Raw genomic sequence first — 25,965 nt, 5'->3', positions numbered from 1 at the left:
GTCTCTCCTTTGAGGCATTAAATAAGGTGCCGCCCGAAGGCGGCATAATTTACGATGGCGCTTGCATTGATTGTTTTTCTTCCAGCAACTTGTCGACGACACCCGGATCGGCGAGCGTTGAGGTATCCCCTAAGTTACTGGTATCACCTGCGGCGATTTTGCGTAGGATCCGGCGCATGATTTTGCCCGAACGTGTTTTGGGTAATGAATCGGTCCAGTGCAAGATATCGGGTGTGGCGATGGGGCCAATCTCTTTACGCACCCAATTGCGCACCTCGGTATATAGCTCAGGCGTGGGTTCTTCACCATGATTCAGGGTGATGTAGGCATAGATAGCCTGACCTTTAATGTTATGCGGAACCCCAACGACAGCGGCTTCGGCAATTTTGGGGTGTGAAACTAGCGCTGATTCAATTTCAGCGGTACCCAAACGATGACCTGATACGTTCAGCACATCATCAACGCGGCCAGTTATCCAGTAGTAGCCATCTTCGTCGCGGCGTGCGCCATCACCACTGAAATACATACCTTTAAAGGTAGAGAAATAAGTCTGTTCAAAACGGTCATGATCGCCAAATAGAGTACGGGCCTGGCCGGGCCACGAATCGGTGATGACTAAATTACCTTCGGCGGCACCTTCTTGTGGGTTACCCAAGTTGTCTACCAGCGCCGGTTGAACACCAAAGAATGGGCGAGTTGCAGAACCTGCTTTTAATTCGGTAGCCCCTGGGAGGGGAGTTATCATGAAACCACCGGTTTCAGTCTGCCACCAGGTATCAACTATCGGGCATTTGCTGTTACCGATTTTGTTGTAATACCATTCCCATGCTTCTGGGTTAATCGGCTCCCCAACCGACCCCATGATACGCAACGAAGTTCGTTTCGTGCCTTCGATGGCTTTATCACCTTCGGCCATTAAGGCGCGGATGGCAGTGGGGGCGGTATACAGAATATTGACCTGATGTTTATCAATGACCTGGCCCAAACGATTGACGCCCGGATAGTTTGGAACACCTTCAAACATTAAGGTAATGGCACCGCAAGCCAGTGGGCCATACAGTAAATAGCTGTGGCCAGTCACCCAACCCACATCAGCAGTACACCAGTAGATATCGCCAGGGTGGTAATCAAAAACGTATTTAAAAGTCAGTGCGGCATAAACCAAATAACCGCCAGTGGTATGTAATACCCCTTTCGGTTTACCGGTAGAACCGGAGGTATAAAGGATAAACAGTGGATCTTCAGCATTCATTTCTTCAGGTGGGCAGTCGGCCGGGGCATCTTTAATCAGGTCATGCCACCACAGGTCTCGCCCATCTTTCCAATAACTGGCATTGCCGGTTCGTTGGAATACAACCACATTTTTGATACTGGTAATGGCAGGGTTTTTCAGCGCTTCATCGACATTTTTTTTCAGTGGAATTGCGCGGCCAGCACGGATGCCTTCATCGGCAGTAATCACCAGTTTTGAGTTAGAGTCGATAATTCGGCCAGCGACTGCATCTGGTGAGAATCCACCAAAAATCACCGAGTGAACCGCACCAATACGGGCGCAGGCTAGCATCGCAACCGCAGCTTCTGGCACCATTGGCATATAGATAGCAACAACATCACCTTTCTTGATGCCCAGTTTTTTCAGCACATTAGCAAACTGGCATACATCATGATGAAGTTGTTTGTATGTAACGGTTTTGGACTGATTAGGGTCATCGCCTTCCCAGATAATCGCAGTTTGATCACCGCGTTCTGCCAGATGGCGGTCCAGACAGTTTGCTGCAAGATTCAATGTACCATCTTCAAACCAGCGGATACTGACATGGCCGGGATCGAAAGAGGTATTCTTCACCGTTTTATACGGTTTAATCCAATCAATAATCTTGCCATGCTCACCCCAGAATTCATCTGGGTTTTGAACCGACTGTTGATAGTATTGATGATATTGTTCCGGGTTTATCAGGGCGTGCTCTGCAATTGCAGTTGGAATAGGGTGCTTATGTATTTGGCTCATCATCATTCTCCTTGAGATTGTTAATAATATGTCAATCAAAAGTTAATTATAGTGTGGGGGGATGTTTTGTTTCTTTTTTGGGCGACAGATCACGCATAAAAGATGTTGATTTAGAGACTTACTTAATGCGCTGAGTGGTGAATCGATATCTTAATGATAGAAGAGCTGTCATCTGACCATGCTATAAAGGAAAGGAAATGTGGATATCAGCTCATTTTATGTGCGAAAAGAGGATATTTATAGACAGACAAAACGAATAGTATTAACGCTAGGTGATTAACACTCTTTGGTATTAATTGTTAACCGAAAAAAGTAATATTAATTGACTACTGAAGAAAGATTATTATTTTAATATCTTACTGTAATTAAAAGCTTGTATATATTCTAAGATGAAATATGCATTGGAAAATAGAAAACAAACGGCATAAATATTCATTTTAATATTTTTATTTTTTTAACTTTCACTTAAGAATTTTCTCAAGAAAATCGACTTTGATTGCGGAATATCCAAAATAGGCGGAGAATCACCATAAATTAATTTAACAAAATAAAAACAAAATAATCCACAAAAGAAAACATAATTGTGGATTATGCCATAATTTAATTTCGCTCATTTTTTCTACTGACTTGTTGGCTTACTATTTATCATTGATGTATTTTACTTTTTTAATAACAAATATTTACTGAAAATTAGTGATTGTTCAGGCTGATTTTAAACACGGGTGTGATGTAGGCTTAGTGTAAACAAGGCTTGCAGAAGAGTGCCTAGAAATGATACTGATTTATAACGTGGACGGCTGGCGGGAGGCTGAACCATAAGTTTTATCAACTATAGCCCCGTACTTAATGATTAAGTATTCTATTTAAGATGCTTGGTAACTTGCATTTTATCGGATGCTTTGAGGAATTTTTAGGGTATGAAAAGTGTAAAAATAAGTCTGGCCTGGCAAATACTCATTGCTCTGGTATTAGGTATTTTGGTTGGTGCAGTTTTGCATAACCAAATTGAGTCTAGAGAATGGTTAGTTAATAATATTTTAAGCCCAGCGGGCGATATCTTTATCCGCTTAATTAAAATGATTGTGGTGCCGATTGTTATTTCAACCTTGATCGTAGGTATTGCCGGTGTTGGTGATGCGAAGAAGCTTGGGCGAATTGGTCTGAAAACCATTATTTATTTCGAAGTTATCACGACTATTGCCATTATTGTCGGGATCACCTTGGCAAATGTGTTCCAGCCAGGGCATGGCATTGATATGTCAGCGTTGACCGTGGTTGATATCTCTCAGTACGAAAAAACTACCGAACAAGTACAAAGTGGTAGCCACAGTCTGGTAAGCACTATCTTGTCGCTGATCCCTGCCAACGTCTTTGCCTCTATGGCAAAAGGCGATATGTTGCCAATTATTTTCTTCTCAGTGTTGTTTGGTTTAGGGCTGTCTTCATTGCCAAAAGAAACCAAAGAACCACTGTTGAATGTGTTTAAAGCAGTATCTGAAAGCATGTTCAAAGTTACACACATGATTATGCGTTATGCGCCGATCGGGGTGTTTGGCCTCATCTCGGTCACGGTCGCCAATTTTGGTTTTGCATCACTGATTCCGCTCGCCAAATTGGTTGTTTTGGTTTACGCCGCTATTATCTTCTTTGCTTTAGTGGTTCTGGGTACCGTGGCGAGATTATGTAAGTTGCGTATTTGGACATTGATTCGAATTCTAAAGGATGAGCTGATTCTGGCCTATTCTACGGCCAGTTCTGAAACTGTATTGCCGCGAATTATCGAAAAAATGGAAGCTTATGGTGCGCCAAAAGCGATTACCAGTTTTGTCGTACCAACCGGTTATTCATTTAATCTGGATGGCTCTACGTTATACCAAAGTATTGCAGCGATATTTATCGCACAACTTTATGGTATTGAGCTGTCAATCGGGCAAGAGATTATTCTTGTGCTGACTTTGATGGTGACTTCGAAAGGTATTGCCGGTGTTCCGGGAGTCTCTTTTGTTGTTTTGCTGGCAACATTAGGCAGCGTCGGCATCCCGTTAGAAGGCTTGGCCTTTATTGCTGGCGTTGACCGTATTCTGGATATGGCGCGTACTGCACTGAACGTGGTGGGAAATGCATTAGCCGTATTAGTTATTGCCAAGTGGGAACATCAGTTTGATCATAAGAAAGCCAAGGCTTATGAAAAAGCCTTATTTGCACCGCAACAGACGCCGATTCAAAGTTAGCGATTAATCGATCTATTAATGTCCCCCCTGTTGGCGTAATACTAATAGGGGGGTATTTGGCACCCCACAAATAATAAGCATATCGATAACTTACTGGCATTACTCATTTAAACCTAAACGATATGACCATTGAATTAATTCTGCGACTTTGTGCACATCCAGTTTTTTCATCATATTAAGGCGATGGGTTTCAACGGTTTTCTGGCTGATCGAAAGTTGGGTCGCGATAATACGATTACAGGATCCTTCAGTGATCAGTTTTAATATTTGCCGCTCTCGCGGTGTTAAAATGGTTTGATTCGTCCCGCTATATTGAGTTAATTTGCTCAATAAAGTGCTGTTGAGTGCGGGGTCAATATAGCGCTTCCCGGCTGCCACGGTTTGAATAGCAGTCATCAAAATCTGTTGTGGGCTTTTCTTCAGAACATACCCTAGCGCACCACTATTTAAGGTTCTGTTGGCGTAATGCTCCTCATGGCGAGCAGTCAATACCAGAGTCTTCATTGTTGGCCAGCGGCGAAGAAGTTGAATAATCACATCACGACCATCCATACCGGGTAACCCTAAATCGATTATGACAATGTCTGGCTCGGTTTGGCGGCATAAGTTATACACATCCAATCCATTCTCCGCTTCACCGACTATCTGATAGCGCGGATAAGCTGCAAGCATATTTTTGATGCCATTAATAATCAGCTCATGATCGTCCACAATTAATAATTTTGTATTCATAAAGTTATTCTTTACCTGATGATTTAAATAGAGTCGTGATCACTCTCTGGTTGACATTGCCAATGGATTATCTTATCGAGGCGAGTGATGATGACTTTTCTAAAAAGTTACATGACTGTTTTTTAGTACGCCACAGTCAAAATTTGATATCAAGAGTTATACTGATTTCGTTACTACTCGTTATAGATTCATTTAATTCTGAAAATTCATGGGTAATGAAAATAAATCATCAAATAATTAAATTATTTTGGGCGGAACCCAGGAGATATCAGAGGATAACCCATGTTCATCAGGTAAATGTAAATTACAGCTTCATTAAATTTAAGGTTTATACCGGATATCACCTTGCCATATTATTTTTCATTCTTGGAACACAACTATAAAACTCGAAAGAATATTATGAAATCAATACAGTTTATTCTATTTCGGCACGAGGAAATATTACGTAGTGACGAAGTATGTTATACCGTACCTGCTGGTAATCTAGTGATTACTGATGAGCAAGCGAGTGTGTCCTCTTTTTCACAAAGTACTTTTACTTCGATATTGTGTCATCCTATAGACCTTTTACCCCTCTATAAGAATTTAGCCAGTAAGATGGCACAACCAAATAAATTCTATTTGCCACAAAACGTATATGAGCGATATAAAATATTACCGGCTAACAACGATATTATTTGTGCTGCTGAGAAATTAGTTGATATTGATCGGACTTTGTCACTGCGGTTTCTTTATCTTTATCTTTATTGTTTGGGTTTGGACTATGTTTATTTTTCCAGATTATTAGAATCAATTGTAGGAACTAATAACGAATTGCTGGAATTTTTTGAGAAAAATTGTCTCAATCCGTGGACAGTTTCCCGCTATACCAGTGAGTTAGGTATTTCGACGCGTAAATTGAATTTTTTATTTTATGAAAAATTTGGAATGTCGACAAAACAATGGCTATTGGAGCAACGTTTGAAAAAAGGTTGTGAGCTGTTGTTATCCACGCAGCTTCGTGTGGCAGATATTGCCATGGAATGCGGTTTTAGTAATCACGCCCATTTCTCTGATAGTTTCCGTCGCCGTTTTCAGCTATGCCCGACACGCATGAGAGCACTTATGGAGTAGGGAGACTTCATGGATATCAATACTAAGTTAACTTTTGTCTAACATCTAAATTTCAATGCGTCATACCTCCATTAAAGGAATAATTGGCTTATTATACGTAGGTCTATTTTCTCGTCCCGGCATATGAACCTGCTCTTGTCGGCGACAACACGTATTTTGGAGGTGTCGGTGTGAGCTGGCAGATGTTTAAATCTCACTATTTGGTACGTTTTTGGGCCCCTCTGCCAGCGGTAATTGCCGCCGGTATCTTATCGACTTATTACTTTGGTTTAACCGGTACTTTTTGGGCTGTGACGGGTGAGTTCACTCGCTGGGGTGGTCACCTGATGCAACTGTTTGGTGCGCATCCGCAAGAGTGGGGGTATTTTAAAGTTATCGGGTTAGAAGGGACGCCATTAGATCGCATAGATGGCATGATGATCATTGGTATGTTTGCTGGATGTATTGCCGCAGCGCTGTGGGCCAATAATGTGAAATTGCGCAAGCCCCAGCACGGTATTCGTGTTGCTCAGGCACTGGTCGGTGGCATTATTGCCGGTTTTGGTGCGCGGCTGGCAATGGGGTGTAATCTGGCGGCTTTCTTTACCGGCATTCCCCAGTTTTCACTGCATGCCTGGTTCTTCGCGCTCGCGACGGCGGCCGGTTCCTATTTCGGTGCCAAATTTACGCTGTTGCCGCTGTTTCGTATTCCGGTGAAATTGCAAAAAGTGACAGCAGCCGCGCCATTAACCCAGCACCCAGCCAGGGCTGCGCGACGTTTTCGTCTTGGTATGGTGGTGTTTGTTCTGGCGTTGGGCTGGTCATTGATTGAGCTGTTCCGCCACCCCAAACTGGGTATCGCCATGCTCTGTGGGATTGGGTTTGGACTTTTGATTGAGCGGGCGCAAATTTGCTTTACCTCTGCCTTTCGTGACCTGTGGATAACCGGACGTACGCACATGGCGAAAGCAATTATTCTGGGGATGGCGGTCAGTGCTATTGGGATTTTCAGTTATGTGCAACTGGGTGTCGCACCGAAGATTCTATGGGCCGGGCCGAATGCGGTGATTGGTGGTTTATTGTTTGGTTTTGGTATCGTGCTAGCCGGTGGTTGTGAAACGGGCTGGATGTATCGCGCGGTAGAGGGGCAGATTCACTATTGGTGGGTGGGTTTGGGTAATATTATTGGTGCCACTATTCTGGCGTATTATTGGGATGACTTTGCACCGGCATTGGCGACCAATTATGACAAAGTCAACCTATTGGAAACGTTCGGCCCAATCGGCGGGTTACTGGTGACTTACCTGATGCTGGCTATCGCTTTTGCTGCCATGTTGTGGTGGGAAAAGCGCTTCTTCCGCCAACAAAAAGCCACTGCATCTACTTTGCTTAAGGAGCCATCATGAGTCATTCTTCGTCTTTAGCCATTGATAGTTCAGTAGCACCTACGGCTATCGTGCCGGATTACCGTTTGGATATGGTGGGCGAACCCTGCCCATATCCAGCGGTCGCCACACTCGAAGCGATGCCACAACTGAAACCAGGCGAAATCCTAGAAGTGATCAGTGACTGCCCGCAATCCATTAATAATATTCCGTTAGATGCCCGAAATTATGGCTATACGGTATTGGATATTCAGCAAGATGGCCCGACTATCCGCTATCTGATTCAGCGCTGAAATGGGCAATCGATAAGACTGTTAAAGGCGGGTTTAACCCGCCAGTAAGGCTTGAATCAGTTTCAAATCTGTTTTAGTTGCCATCATTAACATGAATATTAGCCTTAACCTTTCACGTTATAAGCAATCGGCGCTATTAACTCAATCACCCCGTTGCGCAGTAGTTCGGCGGGGGGAATGGGTAACGGTTGGGCGCGAGAAATCAGCATCATTGCTTCACGATCCAGCATTTTAGCACCAGAGGTGGCGAACAACTCCGCAGCTAATACTTTTCCTTTATGATCTACAATAAAGCGTACGTGGCTGACCCCTTCCAGGCGATAGCGCAAGGCTTCTCGTGGATAGCGTTTATAGCGCGATAGATGGGCCAGAACATCACTCTGCCATGAGGCTTTCCCACTGATTGCGGCTGAAGCATCGCTGGAAAAAGTCGCAGCGTTTTTATGACTCTCACCCGGTAATGGCGCGCTAGTGGTTGGGGCCGCCTTCTCTGCGACGACTGGTAGCGGTGTATCTGTCCGTGGTTTAGTCGGTTCTGTTTTTTTCTTCTGTACCACTTTCTCCGGCCGAATAGCATGGGTGCCTGTAGCGGAGTGGATTAATTTTGGTAGATCTTCCGGTCGTTTTTCGGGGGGGGCATCATCCGGTGCTGCCATGCTTTGCTGTATCCCTTGGGGGATTTCGCGAGGGATCGATTTGGCTTGTTGATACATCGTCAGTTCAATCATTACCGCCGGGGGTAACACGCCCTGGGGGGCCATTTTATTTATCCAGCCGAGCATAAACGCGGCGGCAAGCAAGTGTAGCCCAACTCCCAATAGTAAGCTGATACTCCAGCGTGTCCTGGGCCACCCGAAAGGTAAGTCCATTCTAAAATCATGGTTATTTTTTATTATCGACATAACTGTGCTGCCTTCCTGCAACTCGAATTATTTATGATTCATATATTTGATTAGTAATATTTTTATTGTTTTTTTACTGGCAAATAACACTTTTCTGCCAAAGGCAATAATTGACAGATTATACAAACCAATAAATATAATGATAGTTATTGTGATTATCATTTGCATTTGATCGGGTTTTTCGCTTATAACCGCCAGCCTTAGAAGAGTGAAACCCTATGGTATTCACCCTCGTTTAATTCGCTGTGTTATTGCTTATTTCACCAGCCTTTTCTACCTGCAAAGTGGGCCACTGGATAAATGTACCTGATGCCGAAGGGTTGCCGCGTAACTGCCCGTTCGCCAGCCTGAGGCCGTATTGTCTAACGGATGCATTCATGGATAAACCGCCATCAAACAAAGTGAGTCTGGCCTATCAGAACACTTATGGTCAGTTGGTCAGCTTCTTTCGCAAAAGGCTGGATAATGCCAGCGACGCCACGGATCTGTCGCACGATGTCTTTACGCTGTGGCTAAAGCGGGCGAAACAGACACCTGTCGAGCATTCGCGGGCATTTCTTTTCAAGATTGCTCATCGGGTATTGATTGATCATTGGCGGGCTGCGGGCAAGCAGCGTATGGCGCTGGCACAAAGCCATGAAGATGACGACGTCGAGCAAGAAATGGCACCGTCCGGGGCTGATCCGCAACATGTACTGGAGCAGCAGCAACGATTGAGTCGATTGGAACAAGCGCTAAATAGTCTTAGCCCACGCCGCCGTGAGGCCTTTCTGATGCATCGTTTCGACGGTTTATCCCAAATTGAAGTAGCGGAGAGAATGGGGATTTCTGTCAGTATGGTCGAAAAACATATCGCTGGCGCATTACTGCATTGTAAGCGCCACGTTGCTGAACAAGGGAGTGAGCAACATGACGAATGAGAGCCGTTCTCTGAGCGCTGAGGTTGATGAGCAAGCGGCGTTATGGTTCAGCCGCCGTCAGGCTCGACGTTTAACCCCCCAAGAACAACAGCAACTGGATACATGGTTGCAATGCTCCCCCTCCCATGCGCAGGCCTATCGTCAGATGCAGCAGATTTGGGGGGATTGCGCATTGATTCCACGACCGGCTAGTGCGCCACAACCAGAAAAATCAACCCGCGGTTGGCGGCCCTTGCGCAGTTGTGCCGCCGGGATATTTTTCCTATTTGCATTGCTACTGCCGATGAGCCAACTGCCCTTGTTGTTGACCAATGAGATGAGTCTGCAAACCACGGATTACAGTCGTGAAATCGTGTTATCAGATGGTACCCGGGTGCATGTGAATCGCCATTCACAGGTTCGTGTTCATTATGCAAAAGATAATCGTCAGCTCTGGTTGGATCAGGGGGAAATTTACCTGCAAGTGGCCGCCAATAAAGCCCGGCCATTTATTGTTTACGCCGGTGAGAGCCAGGTGAAAGTGGTCGGAACCGAATTCGATGTGCGATACGACTTAGGCGAGGTCGCGGTGGCGGTCAAAGAGGGGATTGTCGCGATGACCGGCAGGCCGAATATGGCGGCAGTTATGCTGCATGCCGGTGACCGTGCGCAGTTGTTACCCGCGAAGAAGCGCTTGCTGTTGAGCAAAAGTGCGGTGGCCGAAATAGGTCAATGGCGCAGCGGGCAATTGCTATTTCGTCATCGTCCTTTGGGGGAACTGGTCACTGAATTGCAGCGCTACCGACCGGGTAAGATTGAATTGACCGATACTCGTTTGGCGCAATTACCCGTATCCGGTTCACTGGATTTAAATCATCCAGATGAGTTCCTCGACTCATTACCGTTGCTGCTGGCGGTGAATGTGGTGCATGACGAGAAAGGTAACGTAATGATTTTTAGAGATTTAAATAAAAAGTAAAAAATAGTTAATTTTATAGGTGAGGATAATTCTCATTATCACGTCTTCCCTGATGCTGGTGCTTATTGGCATCGCATTGACATTTCTTAGGGAAGAAATAGCGTGATGATAAACAATAAAAAGAAAGTTTCTGGGGTGCCTGTTCTCACTGCCTTAGCGCTGGCAACGCTATTAACGACACAGGGCGTTATGGCAGCGGATGTTTCGTTCAATCTGACCGCACAACCGCTGGCGAATGCCATTACTCAGGTGGCTCAACAGGGGCAATTACACGTCATTTTCGATGAGTCTGATGTGCGTAATTTGCGCGCTCCGGCTCTCAGCGGTAACTACAGCGCGCAAGATGCATTACAGCAACTGCTGGCAGGTAGCGGGTTGGAGCTTGTTGCCAGTGGTAAGGGGTATGTCGTCCGCCCTATGCTGGTATCAGGGGCTGCGGCTGGTAGCATGGTGTTGCCAACTACCTCGGTGATGGGCGAGGCCGGTGGGCGTGCAGCGGTAGACAACGTGATGTCGGCTCCGCAAGTGGTGACCTCGGAAGAGATCCGCCAACGCCCTACCGGCAACGGCAATATCACCGAATTACTGCGCACCAATCCGGCAGTGCAATTCTCCAATAGTGACAACACCAGCCTGACGCAGGGCGAAATCAAACCCGGAGCCATCTCCATTCATGGTTCGTCGAGCTACCAGAACGCCTACAATCTGGATGGTGTCAGCTTTAATAACGATATCGATCCGGCCAGCGATGGTAACGGCGAAACCATCACCCGCATTGATAGTAGTGATCAGGGCATGTATATCGATAGCCGTCTGATCGACAGTGTGACGGTATTCGACAATAACATTCCGGTGGAGTTTGGCGGCTTTACCGGCGGTACTTTGGATGTCTCCAGTCGCCGTTGGCGTGGCGAGAACAGCGCCCATGCTTTTTACCGAGAAACTCGTTCATCGTGGAACAAGGTTTTCACTGATCCGGATATGGAGTTCGACAGTTCAAAAAACGACACCAGCCGTCCAGCGCGTTATCAACCCAAATACAATAAACAAAGCTTTGGTGGCTGGTTTGAAGCGGGCATTACCGACAATATGGGGATTGTATTTTCTGCCTCGCAGCGTCTCTCTGATATTCCGACCTACACTACCGGCGGCAGCGGCCTGCAATTAAGCCCGAATAACGAGTTGGAAGTCGTCTCGGTGACGCCGGGCTATCGCAGCCAAAAGCGGGTTTCTGATAACTATTTTGCCAAAATCTCCTGGGATGCTAATGAGCGCACCAGTGCCCATCTATCGGCCAATTACTCAGCTTATACCAGCACACTTTTCTCCAGCAGTGTCATTAACTCCGGCTATGACAATGACCATAACGGGTTGAGCACCACGCTCCAGTTGGAGCACCGTTTTGATATTGCCAATCTCGATTTTACCGCCGGCTATCAGCAACTAAAAGATGAACGCACCAATGATGTAAAAGACTTTTTCACTTTAGAAGACTACATGACCGACTGGCGGAATCCGCAGTTTTATAACAATGGCGGGCAAGGAGATTTGACTACTCGCCAGAACAGCGCCAGCGCCAAAGGGGTACTGCGTTTTAATGAATTTAATGCCTTAGGCCTGCAACATTCGCCTAATCTTGGCTTTGAACTGAACAAAACTACCGCCCGATATATCCGTGATCGCGACTATTACCGCTACAAATTCAGTGCCGCGGCGGATGATATCGCTTCTCTAACTGAAGCCAGTTATATCACCCGCTTTCGCGCCGGTAACTATGAGGCTGGCTACACCAACTATGCGCTGTTTTTGGATGACAGCATGCAGTATGGCCGCTTGACCGTACGCCCAGGTGTACGTTTGGATCGCGATGATTTTGTTCAGAAGACCAATATCGCTCCGCGCCTGAGCAGCAGTCTGGATCTGTTTGGTACTGGTGACACCGTACTGATCGCCGGGGCCAACCGTTACTATGGCCGCTCGATGTTGACTTACGCGCTGTACGAAGCACAAAACGCGGGTATGGAGCATTGTTACTACTTCTGTTCACTGGCCCCATCCGAGAATGAGTGGGATGGCGTGAAAGATTTCGAGGGTATCGACAGCTTAAAGACACCGTATAACGATGAACTGAGTTTTGCGCTCCAGCAACAGGTGATGCAGAGCACATGGCGCTTACAGTATGTACATCGTGAGGGTTACGACGAAGTGCGTAGCCGCACCAAATACCGTAAACCAAACAGTGCATCTCAAGCCCGTATCAGGACTTTTGATAACGGTGGTCGTAGCAGTAACGACCAGGTCTCACTCTCGGTCAGCAACAGCAAACCTTGGGAACTGGCCGCCACAACTCATGCTTTTACTGGCTCACTCACCTGGCAGCAAAGTAAAAGTAATACGCCGAAAGATCAGGGCTATGCCTTCTTTGATCCGAACACCAAGCTGGATTCAGACAAAGTGTGGTACGACGGCAAAGTGATTAATGCCTCCGATTTGCCATCGACCAATTTCAACTCGCCGTGGCGGCTCAATCTGGAGCTAACCAGTGAGTGGCAAGAATACGACCTTACCTTCTATAACCTGTGGCAATGGCGCAGTTCGCGCGATCAAGCGGTGCGCTATCAGAATGAGTATTACACCGACATCAGCACTGGCACTCAGATGCTGAAATACGAGAAAACCCATTTTGCCAGTAATTTCCGCTGGGATACCAAAGTGACCTGGCAGCCCGCATTCGCTTATGGGGCAGGCATCTCGATTGAGGTAAATAACCTACTCAATAAACGCAATGTTTCCGATACCTTTGTGTATGGCGATCGGGTGCTGCACTCCTATGATCCTGGCCGCCAATTCTGGCTGCAATTGAGCTACGACCTGTAATCAGATCTTTGACTAAAAACCATCGGGTTGCTTAGGCGGCCCGATACTTTTTGTTCTGAATCTTCAGAACTCATGCTTGCAGTTTGTTGATGAAAGCAATTGGCTTTATTTATGAAAAAGAAAAAATCATGAAAACACTGAAACAGTTCTATCACCTTGCCAGACCGTTCTGGGGCATCCGCTCAGCACTACTGGCTTGGCTGTTACTGCTGGTGGTGTTGGCGCTCAGCCTTTCTTCTGTCTGGTTTAATGTGCAACTGAACCAATGGAATGGCAATTTTTACAACGCGTTACAGCAACTGAACAGCCAGGTGTTGTACCAGTTATTGCAACATTTCATCCTGTTGGTCAGCGCATTGATTTTAGTGGTGGTTTTTGCCGACTACCTTAAGCAACGATTGATTATGCGCTGGCGTATCGGCATGACTGAACATATCCTGGCGCGCTGGTTATCGCATAAAGGCCAGCATTATGCGTTAAAAATCAATGCGCTGGTGCCGGATAATCCCGACCAACGTATTGCCGAAGATGTCCGGTTGCTGATTGAATCCAGCCTGCGGTTGCTCATTACTTTCCTGCATTCACTGCTCACTCTGATTTCGTTCGCCACTATTCTGTGGCAACTCTCTGGCAGTATTAGCTTCTCGCTAGCACAACACAGTTTCACCCTGCCGGGCTATATGTTCTGGGTGTGTATTCTGTACACCTTGCTAGGTATTGGCTTGACCCATTGGATTGGGTATCCGCTACGCCAGCTTAATATGGATCGCCAACGGCGTGAGGCTGATTACCGCAGTAGCTTGATTGCTCGTCGTGAAGCCAGTGATGCCATTGCCGGGCAGCGCGGTGAATACCATGAGCGCGCGGCATTATTACAACGTTTCCGTGCGGTGGCCGATAACTGGTACCAGCTGATTCGCTATGAAAAAAACCTCTCATTTTTCACTGTGGGTTATCAACAACTCAGTGCGCTGGCTCCGATTTTCTTTGCACTACCCAAGTTTTTGGCCGGTGAGTTATTACTGGGCGGGCTGATGCAAATCCGCCAATCCTTTGCACAAGTTGCTGGGGCGTTGGGTTGGTTTATTTTCTCTTACCGTGAGATTGCCGCCTGGCAGGCTACGGTCACCCGCTTGTATAACTTTGTGGTGTTACTGGATGCTGAGCCGGATAGTCCGGTTGAAAGTGCGCCAGACGACGGCTTGCCACTGCGCGCTGCACTGGATCTCTATACCGCGAATGGCGTGATGTTACTGCGTAATATCACCCTCAAGGCGACGGCGGGTAGCCTGACCTTGCTCCAAGGGCGGTCGGGGATCGGCAAATCTACCTTGCTACGCACTTTAAGTGGCCATTGGCCTCATTATCAGGGCCGCATTCAGCGCAGTGACAGTGTGAGCTGGTTGCCTCAGCGCCTCTATCTACCCCATGAGCGACTGGATGACTTACTGGCTTATCCGGGACAACGCGAAGATTTCACTGAAGCGCAATTGCAGCAGGTGTTGGTGCAAGTTGGATTGCCGCAACTGAATTATCAGTTAGCGCTGTCAACTGATTGGCAACAGCGTCTGTCCGGTGGCGAACAGCAACGGCTGATGTTCGCCCGCTTATTACTGAATAAGCCTCGGCTGATTTTGCTGGATGAAACCACCGCTGCACTGGATGCCGCCAGTGCTCGCCACTTATTAGAGTTGCTCAGGCAGCAGTTACCGAACAGCGCGGTACTGCTGGTCAGCCATCAAACCTTCTTGGCTGATATTGCCGACCACCAATACCACCTCGACGATTCATCCGATGCTATTCAAGGAGTTGCCACACCATGTTTAACCCACTAGTGCGGACATTATCCGTTTGCCTGTTTTTGGGTTGTGTTCTACCGGTTTCAGCGCAAGAGCAAACACTGCCGGTGCGTGCTGATCTTCAGCATTTCACTCTTGGTAATGGTATGCAGGTTTACCTGTTGCCGCGTGATCAACCCGGTGTAGAACTGCGCCTGTTGGTGAACAGTGGTTCATTGCAAGAGAGTGAGCAACAGCGCGGGCTGGCCCACTTTGTTGAGCATATGGCGTTCAAAGGCACTCGTCACTTCCCCGGTACCACTAGTTTTAAATCGCTCGAGAAACAAGGGATTACACTGGGCAGCCATGTCAATGCCGTGACCAGCTTGAATACCACCACGTATAAGCTATCTCTGCCAAATGCCGATGAAAAACAACTGACATTGGGGCTGAGAATCTTATCGGACTGGGCGCAGGGCATCAGCTTTGAACCTGCCGCCTTTGATAAAGAACGGCAAGTAATCGTCGAAGAGTGGCGCTTGCGCCAAGGTGTGGGGTTCCGTATCAATCAGACTTTGGAGCAGCTACGTTACCACGGGAGCCGCTATGCAGAACGTGATCCTATTGGGTTGCTGGATGTGGTGCGACAAGCTCCTGTCAGCGAAGCTGTTAATTATTATCAGCAATGGTATCAGCCTCAGCGCATGGCATTGGTGGTGGTCGGCCAATTTAAAGTGAATGATTTACGAAAACAGATCAAGGAGTTATTCGCGATTCCTGTACCAGAAAAGTTGGCGAAGGATGATGCCAGTTGGTCGAAATTCGCCCCGCAGCCAGGGTTAATGCTCAGCACGGTATTTGATGCTGAGCAGGGGACGCGCATTATTCAGCTAGCACTACAGCGTGACCTCGCGGCCCCGCTAAACAGTGACAATGGGCAGTGGCGTGATCTGCTCGATACCTTGTGGCTGACTATTTTTAATCAGCGGCTGTCATTGCTGGTGGATAACGACCTGTTATCGGTGGCAAGCATCAACCAACAAGGTGCTTTGCTGGATAACCGTCGCATTCAACACTTGATGATTGCCCGCCCACGAGGCAGTGACTATAACGGCACATTGCGCCAGCTATTCACTGAGTTGCAGCGAATGGCAACTGCGCCAGTTAGTGAGGTAGAGCTGAATGCGGCCCGTCAACAAATCCTCATCAAGCTGAGCCAGCAGGCGGCTTCCGAGAGCCGCTATCAGCATGGGTATCTGGCGGATAATCTCACCACCGCCATTGAATTTGAACTGCCAATGCTAAACAAACAGCAGCAATTGGCGATGACAAAAACCTGGCTTGAGGCCATTGGTCCACAGCATGTTCAGGCACAAGTAGCTGAATTATTACAGGAAGGATCTGCCCGGTTGGCACTGATTGGCCCGGATAGTGATAAGTCACTGGTGGATAATCAGCAATTGGCGACGATGTGGAACAGTATTCGCCAAAGTGCTCCAGGGCCGTTTACCCTGAAACCGAACCCGGTTACCTTGGCTGTCACCCCGCCACCTGCCGGTAAGATTGTGCAGCGCCAGACTTTACCTATCCCCGATACCCAACTCTGGACATTGAGTAATGGTATTCGGGTAATTGTAAAAGCCAATAACCGCTTAAAAGATGATGTGCAACTGTCGCTGCGGATACCGGGCGGGCGCTCATTGGAGGATGATAATACTGTCGGTGAAGTGAATTGGGCGATGCGGTTACCGGAAGTGAGTGGTTACAGCCAATACAACCCACGGCAGTTAGCCCAATTAGGCAAACAATCCGAAGTGGCTATCGCTCCTTATGATGAGATGCTGTTCCACGGTTTGCGCGGTTCGGCCCCGGCAGACAAACTCGAACCTCTGTTGCAATTGCTGTATTTGAAAATCACCGCACCTCAGTTTTCCGTAGAAAAATTAGCGCAACAGAAACAATCATTTGGGTTGGGATTGGAGAAGCAGCCTGTTGAGCGTCGCTTCCTCGACAGCATTACACAAGCGGGTTATCAACATGGCGATCAGTTGCTCGTCACCGCAACAGGGCCGTGGCGTAACTTCACCGTGGCGGGCCTTGAACAACGCCATCGGCAACTCTTTTCTGCCACACAAGATATGACTGTGACCCTCAGTGGCGCGTTAGATGAGAAACGCTTACAGCCGCTGGTGGAAAAATGGTTAGGTGGCTTACCGCACAGCGAACAGCGTTTGCATTGGCGGGATTTAGAGATAAAGCCACTGAACCAGGCGATGAGCCACGATTATCCGCTCGCCAGTAGCCCGAAAACGATGGTCAGCATGCAGTTCTCAGCCGATGCTAATTGGTCGCAGCCGAACCTGTTGGCACTGCAATTATTGGATAAAATCGTCACATTGCGGTTGCGTTATGACATGCGCGAGCAAGCCAGTGGTATTTATACGTTAGGTTTCTCACAACTCTTGGCAAAACTGCCACAACCTTATTATCTGGCACGGCTTAACTTTACCTCAGCCCCTGAACGCTCACAGGAAATGGTGCAAATGGCGCAGAAAGTTTTACAGCAAATAGCCACGGCGGGTGTCACGCAATCAGAGTTGGATAAAGCGAAAAAAGCCTGGTGGATCGAGCAAGATGCTAGCCGTACCAGTGCCAGTTATTGGACTGATGCACTGGCACAAGTGGCCAGCGATGATAGCAACTTTGCTTTGTTGGCCGAAGAAGAGCAGCAGATGAAAGCGGTCACGCTTGAGCAGGTTAATGTTTTAGCTGCTCAATGGTTAGGGCGAAATCCAAAAGCGTTTAGCCTGAGTCCGGCGAAGTAAATTATTGATGGGCCACAAGTTTTATCATCATGATATAACTTATGGCCCACTTAAGGTTAATTCACTGTAGTTATCGTTTTGGTCGGAGCTGCCACCGCCAGAGATACACCTGCGGCCCGAAGTCTTTTTAGTATACTGAATAACAACGAGCTTTTAGTATTACTCACCATACGTGGACTCGGTACCAAACCGGTGACACTGAGCACAATACCGTCTGGGCTTAATTGACTAAATTTCACTGAGGGAGCCGGGGTATCGAGTATCGATTCGTGTTCTTCATAAGCTTCTATCAGCAGCGCTTGTGCCAGTTCAACATCTAAATCAAGCGGGAATGTCAGGGCAATAGTCACAACCCCTTGCGCATTAGCCATGGTGGCGTTACGCACATTCTGCGAAATCAATTGAGAGTTTGGCACGATAACTGTCGAGCGGTCGCTAAGTTGAATTTCTGTGGCGCGAACATTAATGCGCCGAATATCACCCTCAACGCCACTAATACTGATTAAGTCACCCACTTTGACTGGTCGCTCAGTGAGCAAAATAATGCCGGAAATAAAGTTCTTCACAATCTCCTGCAAACCAAAACCAATACCCACTGATAATGCACTGACAATCCAGGCTAATTTATTCCACTGAATACCGAGTACCGATAAGGTCAGCAGAATCACCAACACATAGCCGATATTACTGAACAGAGTGACCGCCGAGGTTTTTATCCCTGTATCCATCTGGGTTTTTGGCAGAAACTCATTACTTAGCCAACGTCGCGCGACATTCAGCGCATATAGCCCGATGAGCAGGCAAAGTGCGGCATTAAATAAATTCGTCGGGACGATATTTAATTTTTCCAGCCCTTCCCCACCTAACAGTTCCACGGTCTTTTGTAACAGCGAAACTGGTGTTGTCGAGCCAAAGGTACCATTAAATAGCGCGATAATAGCCAGTAATATCAGCGTGACTTTGCTGGTAGCGGATAATAGTGTTGCAACTTGAGCCAGATGGCGATCGTCAATATTTAGCGTCTGTTTAATCGCTTTGCCGGCACTGCTGGTCGGTGAAAATAGACTTTCCGCCAAATCAACACAGAGATGGGTCAGTAAATATAAGCAGGAGAGTACCAGGCAAACCCACACCAATTTGTAACTTAAGAATTTTGCTAGTGCGATATATCCCACTAACAAAGAAAGTAATATCGCTATTGCCGTAATCCCAATAGCCAGATGAATCAATCCGGCTAATGTGGAATAAGCTTCTGGTTTTTCGCCATTAACCACCAAATTACGGCGTATTCGGTTAGCACGTAGTGGAATAATGGCGGCGGTCAGTGCCACTAACAGAGCCGATATCCCATTGCCAAAAATTGTCCCCGATACGCTGATATTGATCATATTGTTCATCTGATCAATGGCACCAAAAATCATGATGCAACTGGCTAATAGAGGAGGGAACAACTTGAGAGAGGCGGCAACTTCATCGGCAATAGCGGGTAAACGCCATGAGGGGCGCTGGTTGGATAAGAATGCTCGCCCGAGGCCTGCCACTAACGCAGAGAAAAACATCAACTGAACAAAAGCCAGGGCAAAGTCCATCACCACCTGCGAGACATCCGGCGTGCGAGTCAATGCCTTGATGATACATTGTGCAATGGTGACCGTGATCAGTACGGTGTACAAGGTGGTCGCTGAGGCCATAAAGCTGCGGCGCAATGGGCCTTGAGGTAGGCACTTAGTACAAAACCAGGCCGTCAGTTTGTCGAGGAGTTTAAAGCCCAATGCACCGATCAACAGTGCCAGCAACAGGTATATTGCCGTGCCGGTCCGCCATTCGGGCTGCCAGGCAGCATTCCAGGCATCAGTGAGTTCTTGTACAAAATCTTTCAGTCGCTTGTCATCATCGGCATTGGGATTGACAATCGGAGCCCAAAATTTAGCCCCCAAAATACTGCCGGAATTTAAGGCAATTTGTGATTTCAGTGCCGTTCGCCGTAAGGCGATAATCTGTGTTTCCAGGTTTTCCGCATTCGCCTTGATAGACAGGGCCTGCTCATGCTGGCCTTCTAATTGTATTTTACGGGTGTTTAGCACTCGGCGTTGTTGGGCCACTATTGGGGTTTCTGTTAGTGTGCCAGCGGCGGGCGGCGGGCCTAAAACATCCAGTTGTGTTTGTAGCTGTTCCCGTTTGGGTTTCAATTCTCCCAGCAGAATATCAACATCCTTCACTAGCGCTATTGCTGCTTCATTCAGCGCGTTTAGTTGATTATCTGACGTGCTAACAGAGACATTTTGTTTTAGCTTATCTAGCTGTTTTTGCAGACTAATTAATTGTATCGATACTGCTGGTTTCGCCGGTTCTTCATCGCTTTCAGTGGTTGTCTCTGATGTTGACGCCGCCGAAGCCGTACCTGTAGTTGACATCACTGTGAGTGATGCACAAATCAGTGTAAATAACAGACAGAGTAGAGGGTAATGTCGACGTGAAACCACGTGCTCGTTCTTTTTCATAAAACCTGTCAGCCCGAATGTGAATACCACAATTAACCCATTAATTAGTGTAGGTATGCTTGCCTGATACTTATTGTGGCACACCTTGCGAGTTACTGAATAATCTTACTCCGATAATTACTTCCCTAAATTAAATATTAAAGATAATAATTATCATTGTAATTAACACTCTCATTTAATAGATTGTGCCCTGCACTTAAGGACCCACGATATGTGGCGAGTAGGCAAGAGTATTTGCCGGGCGAAAATAGCAATGGATGCTAATTGATAACCATCTATTTCATATGTTTATTATCTGGGGAAGATAACTATGTTCTCGGCTTTTATAATAAAGCGCTCCGCTATTTTATGTTCACTGGCTATGTTTATACCCTTAGCTTCCATTGCTGAAGATACGATAGAAGTGACTGCTAAAGCAGGCCACGCAGCCGATTTACCCACCTTGGGTTACACCGCAATCACCACTAAAGGATCCACCAAAACTGATCAGCCGTTAATCCTGACGGCACAAGCCGTATCCGTGGTTACTCGCCAGCAGATGGATGATCAAAACGTTGCGACAATTAATCAGGCGTTGAATTACACGCCGGGTGTCTTCACTGGTTTTTCCGGTGGTGCAACCCGTTATGACACTATCGCCTTGCGCGGTTTCCACGGCGGTGATGTGAACAATACCTTCCTTGATGGGCTGCGCTTACTCAGTGATGGTGGCAGTTATAATGTGCTGCAAGTAGACCCGTGGTTCCTTGAGCGTATTGATGTGATTAAAGGCCCATCTTCGGCGTTATATGGTCAGAGCATTCCAGGTGGCGTGGTGATGATGACTTCCAAGCGCCCACAGTTTACTTCTGAAGGTCATTTCCGCCTGACAGCCGGTAATAACAATACGCAAGTTGCGGCATTTGATTATACCGACGCGATATCTGAGAATTGGGCTTTCCGCCTGACCGGGATAACCCGTAACAGCGATACCATGTATGACCATCAGCGCGAAGAGCGTTATGCGATTGCGCCGTCATTATTGTGGCAACCAGATGAAAATACATCGCTGTTACTGCGCGCTAATTTGCAAAAAGACCCTTCCGGCGGTTACCACAGTGCGGTACCGGCTGATGGCAGTATTTATGGGCAAAAGTTGAGTCGGGGCTTCTTTGATGGCGAAAGTAACCACAATGTCTTTAAGCGCTGGCAGCAAATCTATAGCTATGAATTTTCACATAAGTTTGATGATGTTTGGTCTTTCCGCCAAAATGCCAGCTATACCCATTCCAACTCTCAGTTAGAGCAAGTTTACCAAGGGGGCTGGAATAGCGACCGTACTCTGATGAATCGCTATTATTCTGGTGAAGACTCCTCGCTTAATGCCTTTGCGGTGGATAACCAGCTGGAAGCAGATTTCGCTACTGCCGTGGTTAAACATAAAGTATTACTGGGCTTTGATTTCCAGAAGTTACGCAACAATCTGCGCAGTGATAGTGCTTACGCCACGACGTTAAATCCCTATACCGGTGTTTCGGGTGGTTCGACGCTGTATAGCGATTATCTGCTGACCACTCCCGGCATTAATACATCTTATTTAAACCGCCGCTATGAACAGAGTGGCATTTATCTGCAAGATGAAATGACGCTGGACAATTGGCACCTAAATCTGTCCGGCCGTTATGATCGGATGAAAACAGAAAATATTAATAACACTACCAACAGCACCGATAAACGTACAGATAATCACGCGAGTGGGCGTGCGTCACTGTTGTACAGTTTCGATAGCGGTATTTCGCCATACGTCAGTTACAGCCAGGCTATTACGCCAAGTTTGTTCCCGGATGCACAGCAAAAACTGCTGAAACCAATGACCAGCGAGCAGTATGAAGTGGGGATCAAATATCAGCCGCCGGGCAGCACTTCGCTTTATTCCGCCGCCTTATATGACCTGACCCAAAATGATGTGGCAAACCGTGCAGTACCAGCGACTTATTATGTGCCAGCAGGTAAGGTCAATTCACAAGGGCTGGAATTGGAAGCCAGAAGTCAGATTAGTGACCGGCTGAGTGTGATTGCCGGTTATACCTATAATCGCGTGAAATTCAAAGATGCAATTGATGGTAATGATGGTAATACACCGGTATTAGCACCGTCCAATATGGCATCGCTGTGGGCGCAGTATGAAGCGGGTTACGGTATTAATGTGGGGGCGGGTATCCGTTACATTGGCAAGCAGTGGGCGGATGATGCCAATACTTTGCGTGTACCTTCTTATACCTTGGGTGATGCCTCTGTTCGCGCTGATTTAGGGACATGGGCTGCATCGTTGAAAGGCGCGTTTGTTCAATTGAATGTGAATAATATCGCAGACAAAAAATATGTCGCCGCCTGCTATAGCACCTCGTATTGCTACTGGGGCGCAGAGCGCTCAGTACAAGCGACTGTGGGCTACGATTTCTAACCGGTTCTCTATATGCTTCTATAGCCCGCAATCTCTGCGGGCTATTTATCACATTATTTCTTTTCAGCGCCAAAACGGGCGGCTGTAATCTCGCTTAATATCCTCTCGGCTCAGGCCAATATCTTTTAGCTGATCTGAATTCAATCTCGCCATGATATTGGCTGCTTTCCGCCGCTCATTCCATTGATATGAATATCTGTATGCTTTTAGCCATAATTGACTAAAAATATTTTGGCGATTTTTTGCAGCTCGAACAGTTGACGAGCAGCATTCATCTATTTGATCTTCAATTATATTATTCATCAGCGACTCCCCGTCAGTAGGTGAGCCATTAGCATGAGACTTTGGCGAAAAACATTACAGATGCAAATTAGGACTATTATTTCCATACAGATATGCGATATATCAACTGAATGGTTTGATTTCGTGTCATCTGTACTGCTTTACTCGTCATACTTCAAGCTGCATGTATGTTGGCTAGCTTTGTTCATCCCAGTCACTGACTCGTGTCAGTTCTTGGGGACTCGCTCAGTTGCCACCTTCCTGCAACTCGAATTATTTAGAGAAATTACTCATTTATCAGGTGATATCAATGACTCGTTACCAACAACTGGCCGACATTCTTAGTCAGCGAATTAAAGCCGGGCTTTATGCCGCAGGGGAGCGGCTCCCCTCGGTCAGACTCTTGAGTGACGAGCACGGGGTGAGTATTAGCACTGTACAGCAGGCATATCGGCAGTTGGAAGAATGCTTGCTGATTGAGGCGCGGGCGAAGTCGGGTTATTTCGTGCGTTGCAGTTCAAATTTGCCTTCCTTACCCGCTGCTTGCACCCATGCACAGCGGCCGGTCGAGATTTCGCAGTGGGAAAGTACACTGGCATTTTTGCAAAAAAGTGATCAAGACAATGTTATTCATCTGGGAGTTGGCTCACCTGATCTTTCTGGCCCCGGGCTTAAAATTCTCAGCCGCTTATTGAGTCGGGTGAGTCTTCATCAGAGTGAAGAAGTGCTGGAATATGACAATATTTACGGCTCGCCGGTATTACGTGAACAAATCGCCCGGCTGATGCTTGACAGTGGTAATCATCAATCAGCTGAAAATATTATTATTACTTCCGGATGCCACGGCGCGCTGGCTATTGCATTAGGTGCAGTTTGCCAGTCCGGTGATATTGTGGCGGTGGATTCCCCCAGTTTTCATGGCGCGATGCAAACCCTAAAAGGGATGGGCATGAAGGTGATTGAGATCCCAACCGATCCGGTGGTGGGGATCAGTCTGGAAGCCTTGGAAATGGCGTTGGATCAATGGCCGATCAAAGCTGTACAACTGACGCCGACTTGCAATAATCCTCTGGGCTACAATATGCCGGATGAGCGCAAAAAGGCATTATTAACTCTCGCTCAGCGTTACGATATCGCCATTATTGAAGATGATGTGTATGGCGCTCTGGCTTATCAATATCCGCGCCCACCGACCATTGCCTCATTTGATGATGATGGGCGGGTATTGCTGTGCAGCTCTTTCTCAAAAACGGTAGCACCGGGCTTACGTATTGGTTGGATTTCTCCGGGGCGCTATTTGGATAAAGCGTTACACGTGAAATACATTTCTGCCGGACGGGTTGCATCATTGCCACAGCTGGCGATGGCTGAATTTATCAAGCAGGGCCATTACATGCAGCATTTGCGTCGGATGCGCCGCCAATACCAACGTAATCGCGACATTATGACGGGTTGGGTGATGAAGTATTTCCCGCCGAATACGTGCTTGAGTCGGCCACAAGGCAGCTTCATGTTATGGGTCGAATTGCCGCATGGTTTTGATAGTTTGCGCCTTAATCGCTGTTTGTTGCCATTAGGTGTTCAGGTAGCTGCCGGATTTATCAGCTCTGCTTCAGGTAAATATCGTAATTGTTTGCGATTGAGTTACAGCAAACCGATGACGGCTGAAATTGAACGCGCAGTGCAAAAAGTGGGTAAGACGATTTACGAACTGTTGGAAGAGGGGGGGCTGTCGACAGGGGCAGAAAAACCAAACCAACCTGAGGCCGATGAGGCTAATGACAAAGTGTCCGTAGTGATGGGAACAGGCAGATCGTAAAGACGGCGTACTTCCTTTGTTAAAACAAGCGTCCCTGGAGGCTCGAGCCGCGCCATCTCTGGCACGGACGCTTTATTCTTCAACCTGTCCTCACCTTGCAAGATCGAGTTGTTGGGGGTTGCCTTGAGATTATTGGCGCAGATAAATTTGCGGCAGGGCGCTTTCTGGGTGACGCGAAATGCCCAAATCAGCCTGATACCAGCGGGTCAGTGTTTCGGCATTGAGCACTTCCTCTGGTGTACCACAGGCCACCAGTTCGCCTTGTGCTAACAGTAAAATACGGTCGGCATAGAGTGCGGCCAGATTTAAATCATGCAGCACGCAGCACACCGCCAAGGGTTCCTGGAGGGTGAGCTGGCGTAACAAGCGCAGGGTATGTTGTTGATGATACAAATCTAATGCCGAGGTCGGTTCATCAAGGAATAACCAGCGCGGGGTCGGTTCCGGTTGCCACAGTTGCGCTAACACACGAGCGAGTTGAACCCGCTGTTGCTCGCCTCCGGACAGTGCGCGGTAATCCCGCTGTGCCAGTGCCAGACAGTCGGTTTGCGCCATCACTTCTTGTAACGCCTGACGATTTTGCGCCGCTCCATAAGGTGCTCGGCCCATTTGAATCACTTCGCTAACACTGAATGGGAAGGCCAAATCGCTGTATTGGCGCATCACCGCTCGGCTTCGGGCTAATGCTTGAGGCTGCCAACTATCGAGGTTCTTACCGAGCAACTGGCAGTGACCTTCAGATGGTGCGAGATAGCCGGTTAATAAACGCAGCAGAGTGGATTTCCCCGCGCCGTTTGGCCCGATGATCGCTACCATTTCGCCGCTGGCAATTTGTAGCGAAACGTTATTAATCAACTTTTTCCCCTGTACATGATAGGAAAGCTGATTCGCTTCTAATAGCGCCGTATCAACCAATGCT

The 25,965-nt window shown here is 47.4% G+C and carries 17 protein-coding genes; 11 read left to right on the top strand and 6 right to left on the bottom strand.

The genetic code is table 11. The features are described from left to right. Positions 1–49: 49 nt before the first annotated feature. A complete protein-coding gene (gene acs / locus ACF3VQ_RS19435; protein ID WP_392432611.1) occupies positions 50–2,008 on the bottom strand; it encodes an acetate--CoA ligase in 1,959 nt (652 codons plus the stop codon). A gap of 917 nt (positions 2,009–2,925) precedes the next feature. Here acs and gltP point away from each other — a divergent pair. Further along, positions 2,926–4,239: a glutamate/aspartate:proton symporter GltP gene (gene gltP, locus ACF3VQ_RS19430; protein WP_392432610.1), complete on the top strand. Its 1,314-nt coding sequence runs from the start codon at positions 2,926–2,928 to the stop codon at positions 4,237–4,239. Between the two features lie 99 nt (positions 4,240–4,338). On the opposite strand, the gene ACF3VQ_RS19425 is transcribed toward gltP, so the two are convergent. After that, positions 4,339–4,971: a two component system response regulator gene (locus tag ACF3VQ_RS19425; protein ID WP_392432609.1), complete on the bottom strand. Its 633-nt coding sequence runs from the start codon at positions 4,969–4,971 to the stop codon at positions 4,339–4,341. Between the two features lie 399 nt (positions 4,972–5,370). Between ACF3VQ_RS19425 and ACF3VQ_RS19420 the strand changes: the two genes are divergently transcribed. The 3 genes from ACF3VQ_RS19420 to yedF all read left to right on the top strand — a co-directional run bounded on the left by ACF3VQ_RS19420 (position 5,371) and on the right by yedF (position 7,741). After that, complete coding sequence (locus tag ACF3VQ_RS19420; RefSeq protein WP_392432608.1) at positions 5,371–6,084, top strand: helix-turn-helix domain-containing protein; 714 nt, start codon at positions 5,371–5,373, stop codon at positions 6,082–6,084. A gap of 170 nt (positions 6,085–6,254) precedes the next feature. After that, positions 6,255–7,469, top strand: coding sequence for a selenium metabolism membrane protein YedE/FdhT (gene yedE / locus ACF3VQ_RS19415; RefSeq protein ID WP_392432607.1), 1,215 nt, complete (start codon positions 6,255–6,257; stop codon positions 7,467–7,469). Further along, positions 7,466–7,741 carry a sulfurtransferase-like selenium metabolism protein YedF gene (gene yedF, locus ACF3VQ_RS19410; protein ID WP_019084286.1) on the top strand — a complete coding sequence of 92 codons (276 nt, stop codon included), beginning with the start codon at positions 7,466–7,468 and terminating at the stop codon, positions 7,739–7,741. Before yedE ends, yedF begins: the two co-directional genes overlap by 4 nt. 104 nt (positions 7,742–7,845) lie before the next feature. On the opposite strand, the gene ACF3VQ_RS19405 is transcribed toward yedF, so the two are convergent. After that, the gene (locus tag ACF3VQ_RS19405; protein ID WP_392435717.1) at positions 7,846–8,610 is read right to left on the bottom strand and encodes a TonB family protein; all 765 of its coding nucleotides are present in this window, start codon (positions 8,608–8,610) and stop codon (positions 7,846–7,848) included. A gap of 410 nt (positions 8,611–9,020) precedes the next feature. Here ACF3VQ_RS19405 and ACF3VQ_RS19400 point away from each other — a divergent pair, with 410 nt between their 5' ends. From ACF3VQ_RS19400 to ACF3VQ_RS19380, 5 genes are all read left to right on the top strand, one after another. Next, entirely contained in the window at positions 9,021–9,563 is a 543-nt protein-coding gene (locus ACF3VQ_RS19400) for an RNA polymerase sigma factor (protein ID WP_050162001.1), read from the top strand. After that, entirely contained in the window at positions 9,553–10,521 is a 969-nt protein-coding gene (locus ACF3VQ_RS19395) for a FecR family protein (RefSeq protein WP_392432606.1), read from the top strand. Before ACF3VQ_RS19400 ends, ACF3VQ_RS19395 begins: the two co-directional genes overlap by 11 nt. A 105-nt stretch (positions 10,522–10,626) precedes the next feature. Beyond that, entirely contained in the window at positions 10,627–13,398 is a 2,772-nt protein-coding gene (locus ACF3VQ_RS19390) for a secretin and TonB N-terminal domain-containing protein (RefSeq protein WP_392435716.1), read from the top strand. 89 nt (positions 13,399–13,487) lie between these two features. Beyond that, the gene (locus tag ACF3VQ_RS19385) at positions 13,488–15,233 is read left to right on the top strand and encodes an ABC transporter ATP-binding protein/permease (RefSeq protein ID WP_392432605.1); all 1,746 of its coding nucleotides are present in this window, start codon (positions 13,488–13,490) and stop codon (positions 15,231–15,233) included. Beyond that, the gene (locus ACF3VQ_RS19380; protein ID WP_392432604.1) at positions 15,218–18,001 is read left to right on the top strand and encodes a M16 family metallopeptidase; all 2,784 of its coding nucleotides are present in this window, start codon (positions 15,218–15,220) and stop codon (positions 17,999–18,001) included. Before ACF3VQ_RS19385 ends, ACF3VQ_RS19380 begins: the two co-directional genes overlap by 16 nt. Before the next feature lie 56 nt (positions 18,002–18,057). Here the strand turns inward: ACF3VQ_RS19380 and ACF3VQ_RS19375 are convergent, their stop codons facing one another. Then, on the bottom strand, positions 18,058–20,532 hold the full coding sequence (locus ACF3VQ_RS19375) for a DUF3772 domain-containing protein (protein WP_392432603.1): 2,475 nt from the start codon (positions 20,530–20,532) through the stop codon (positions 18,058–18,060). A 280-nt stretch (positions 20,533–20,812) separates the two neighbouring features. Here ACF3VQ_RS19375 and ACF3VQ_RS19370 point away from each other — a divergent pair, with 280 nt between their 5' ends. Then, a complete protein-coding gene (locus ACF3VQ_RS19370) occupies positions 20,813–22,945 on the top strand; it encodes a TonB-dependent siderophore receptor (protein WP_392432602.1) in 2,133 nt (710 codons plus the stop codon). A gap of 63 nt (positions 22,946–23,008) precedes the next feature. On the opposite strand, the gene ACF3VQ_RS19365 is transcribed toward ACF3VQ_RS19370, so the two are convergent. After that, positions 23,009–23,248, bottom strand: coding sequence for a DUF1127 domain-containing protein (locus ACF3VQ_RS19365; protein ID WP_392432601.1), 240 nt, complete (start codon positions 23,246–23,248; stop codon positions 23,009–23,011). Positions 23,249–23,537: 289 nt separating this feature from the next. Between ACF3VQ_RS19365 and ACF3VQ_RS19360 the strand changes: the two genes are divergently transcribed. Then, entirely contained in the window at positions 23,538–25,046 is a 1,509-nt protein-coding gene (locus ACF3VQ_RS19360) for a PLP-dependent aminotransferase family protein (protein ID WP_392432600.1), read from the top strand. Between the two features lie 129 nt (positions 25,047–25,175). On the opposite strand, the gene ACF3VQ_RS19355 is transcribed toward ACF3VQ_RS19360, so the two are convergent. Continuing rightward, the gene (locus tag ACF3VQ_RS19355) at positions 25,176–25,961 is read right to left on the bottom strand and encodes a heme ABC transporter ATP-binding protein (RefSeq protein WP_392435713.1); all 786 of its coding nucleotides are present in this window, start codon (positions 25,959–25,961) and stop codon (positions 25,176–25,178) included. Positions 25,962–25,965 lie beyond the last annotated feature (4 nt).

Source organism: Yersinia fenwicki, from assembly GCF_043099325.1.
Lineage (GTDB): Bacteria > Pseudomonadota > Gammaproteobacteria > Enterobacterales > Enterobacteriaceae > Yersinia.
This window is presented reverse-complemented; position numbering and strand designations above follow the sequence as displayed.

What these genes read in the sequence shown, in the direction of transcription:
- yedF (WP_019084286.1), top strand. Translation starts at nt 7,466, where the DNA reads ATGAGTCATTCTTCGTCTTTAGCCATTGATAGTTCAGTAGCACCTACG.
- ACF3VQ_RS19380 (WP_392432604.1), top strand. Translation starts at nt 15,218, where the DNA reads ATGTTTAACCCACTAGTGCGGACATTATCCGTTTGCCTGTTTTTGGGT.
- ACF3VQ_RS19370 (WP_392432602.1), top strand. Translation starts at nt 20,813, where the DNA reads ATGTTCTCGGCTTTTATAATAAAGCGCTCCGCTATTTTATGTTCACTG.
- gltP (WP_392432610.1), top strand. Translation starts at nt 2,926, where the DNA reads ATGAAAAGTGTAAAAATAAGTCTGGCCTGGCAAATACTCATTGCTCTG.
- ACF3VQ_RS19385 (WP_392432605.1), top strand. Translation starts at nt 13,488, where the DNA reads ATGAAAGCAATTGGCTTTATTTATGAAAAAGAAAAAATCATGAAAACA.
- ACF3VQ_RS19425 (WP_392432609.1), bottom strand. Translation starts at nt 4,971, where the DNA reads ATGAATACAAAATTATTAATTGTGGACGATCATGAGCTGATTATTAAT.
- acs (WP_392432611.1), bottom strand. Translation starts at nt 2,008, where the DNA reads ATGAGCCAAATACATAAGCACCCTATTCCAACTGCAATTGCAGAGCAC.
- ACF3VQ_RS19420 (WP_392432608.1), top strand. Translation starts at nt 5,371, where the DNA reads ATGAAATCAATACAGTTTATTCTATTTCGGCACGAGGAAATATTACGT.
- ACF3VQ_RS19405 (WP_392435717.1), bottom strand. Translation starts at nt 8,610, where the DNA reads ATGGACTTACCTTTCGGGTGGCCCAGGACACGCTGGAGTATCAGCTTA.
- ACF3VQ_RS19395 (WP_392432606.1), top strand. Translation starts at nt 9,553, where the DNA reads ATGACGAATGAGAGCCGTTCTCTGAGCGCTGAGGTTGATGAGCAAGCG.
- ACF3VQ_RS19360 (WP_392432600.1), top strand. Translation starts at nt 23,538, where the DNA reads ATGACTCGTTACCAACAACTGGCCGACATTCTTAGTCAGCGAATTAAA.
- ACF3VQ_RS19390 (WP_392435716.1), top strand. Translation starts at nt 10,627, where the DNA reads ATGATAAACAATAAAAAGAAAGTTTCTGGGGTGCCTGTTCTCACTGCC.
- ACF3VQ_RS19400 (WP_050162001.1), top strand. Translation starts at nt 9,021, where the DNA reads ATGGATAAACCGCCATCAAACAAAGTGAGTCTGGCCTATCAGAACACT.
- ACF3VQ_RS19365 (WP_392432601.1), bottom strand. Translation starts at nt 23,248, where the DNA reads ATGAATAATATAATTGAAGATCAAATAGATGAATGCTGCTCGTCAACT.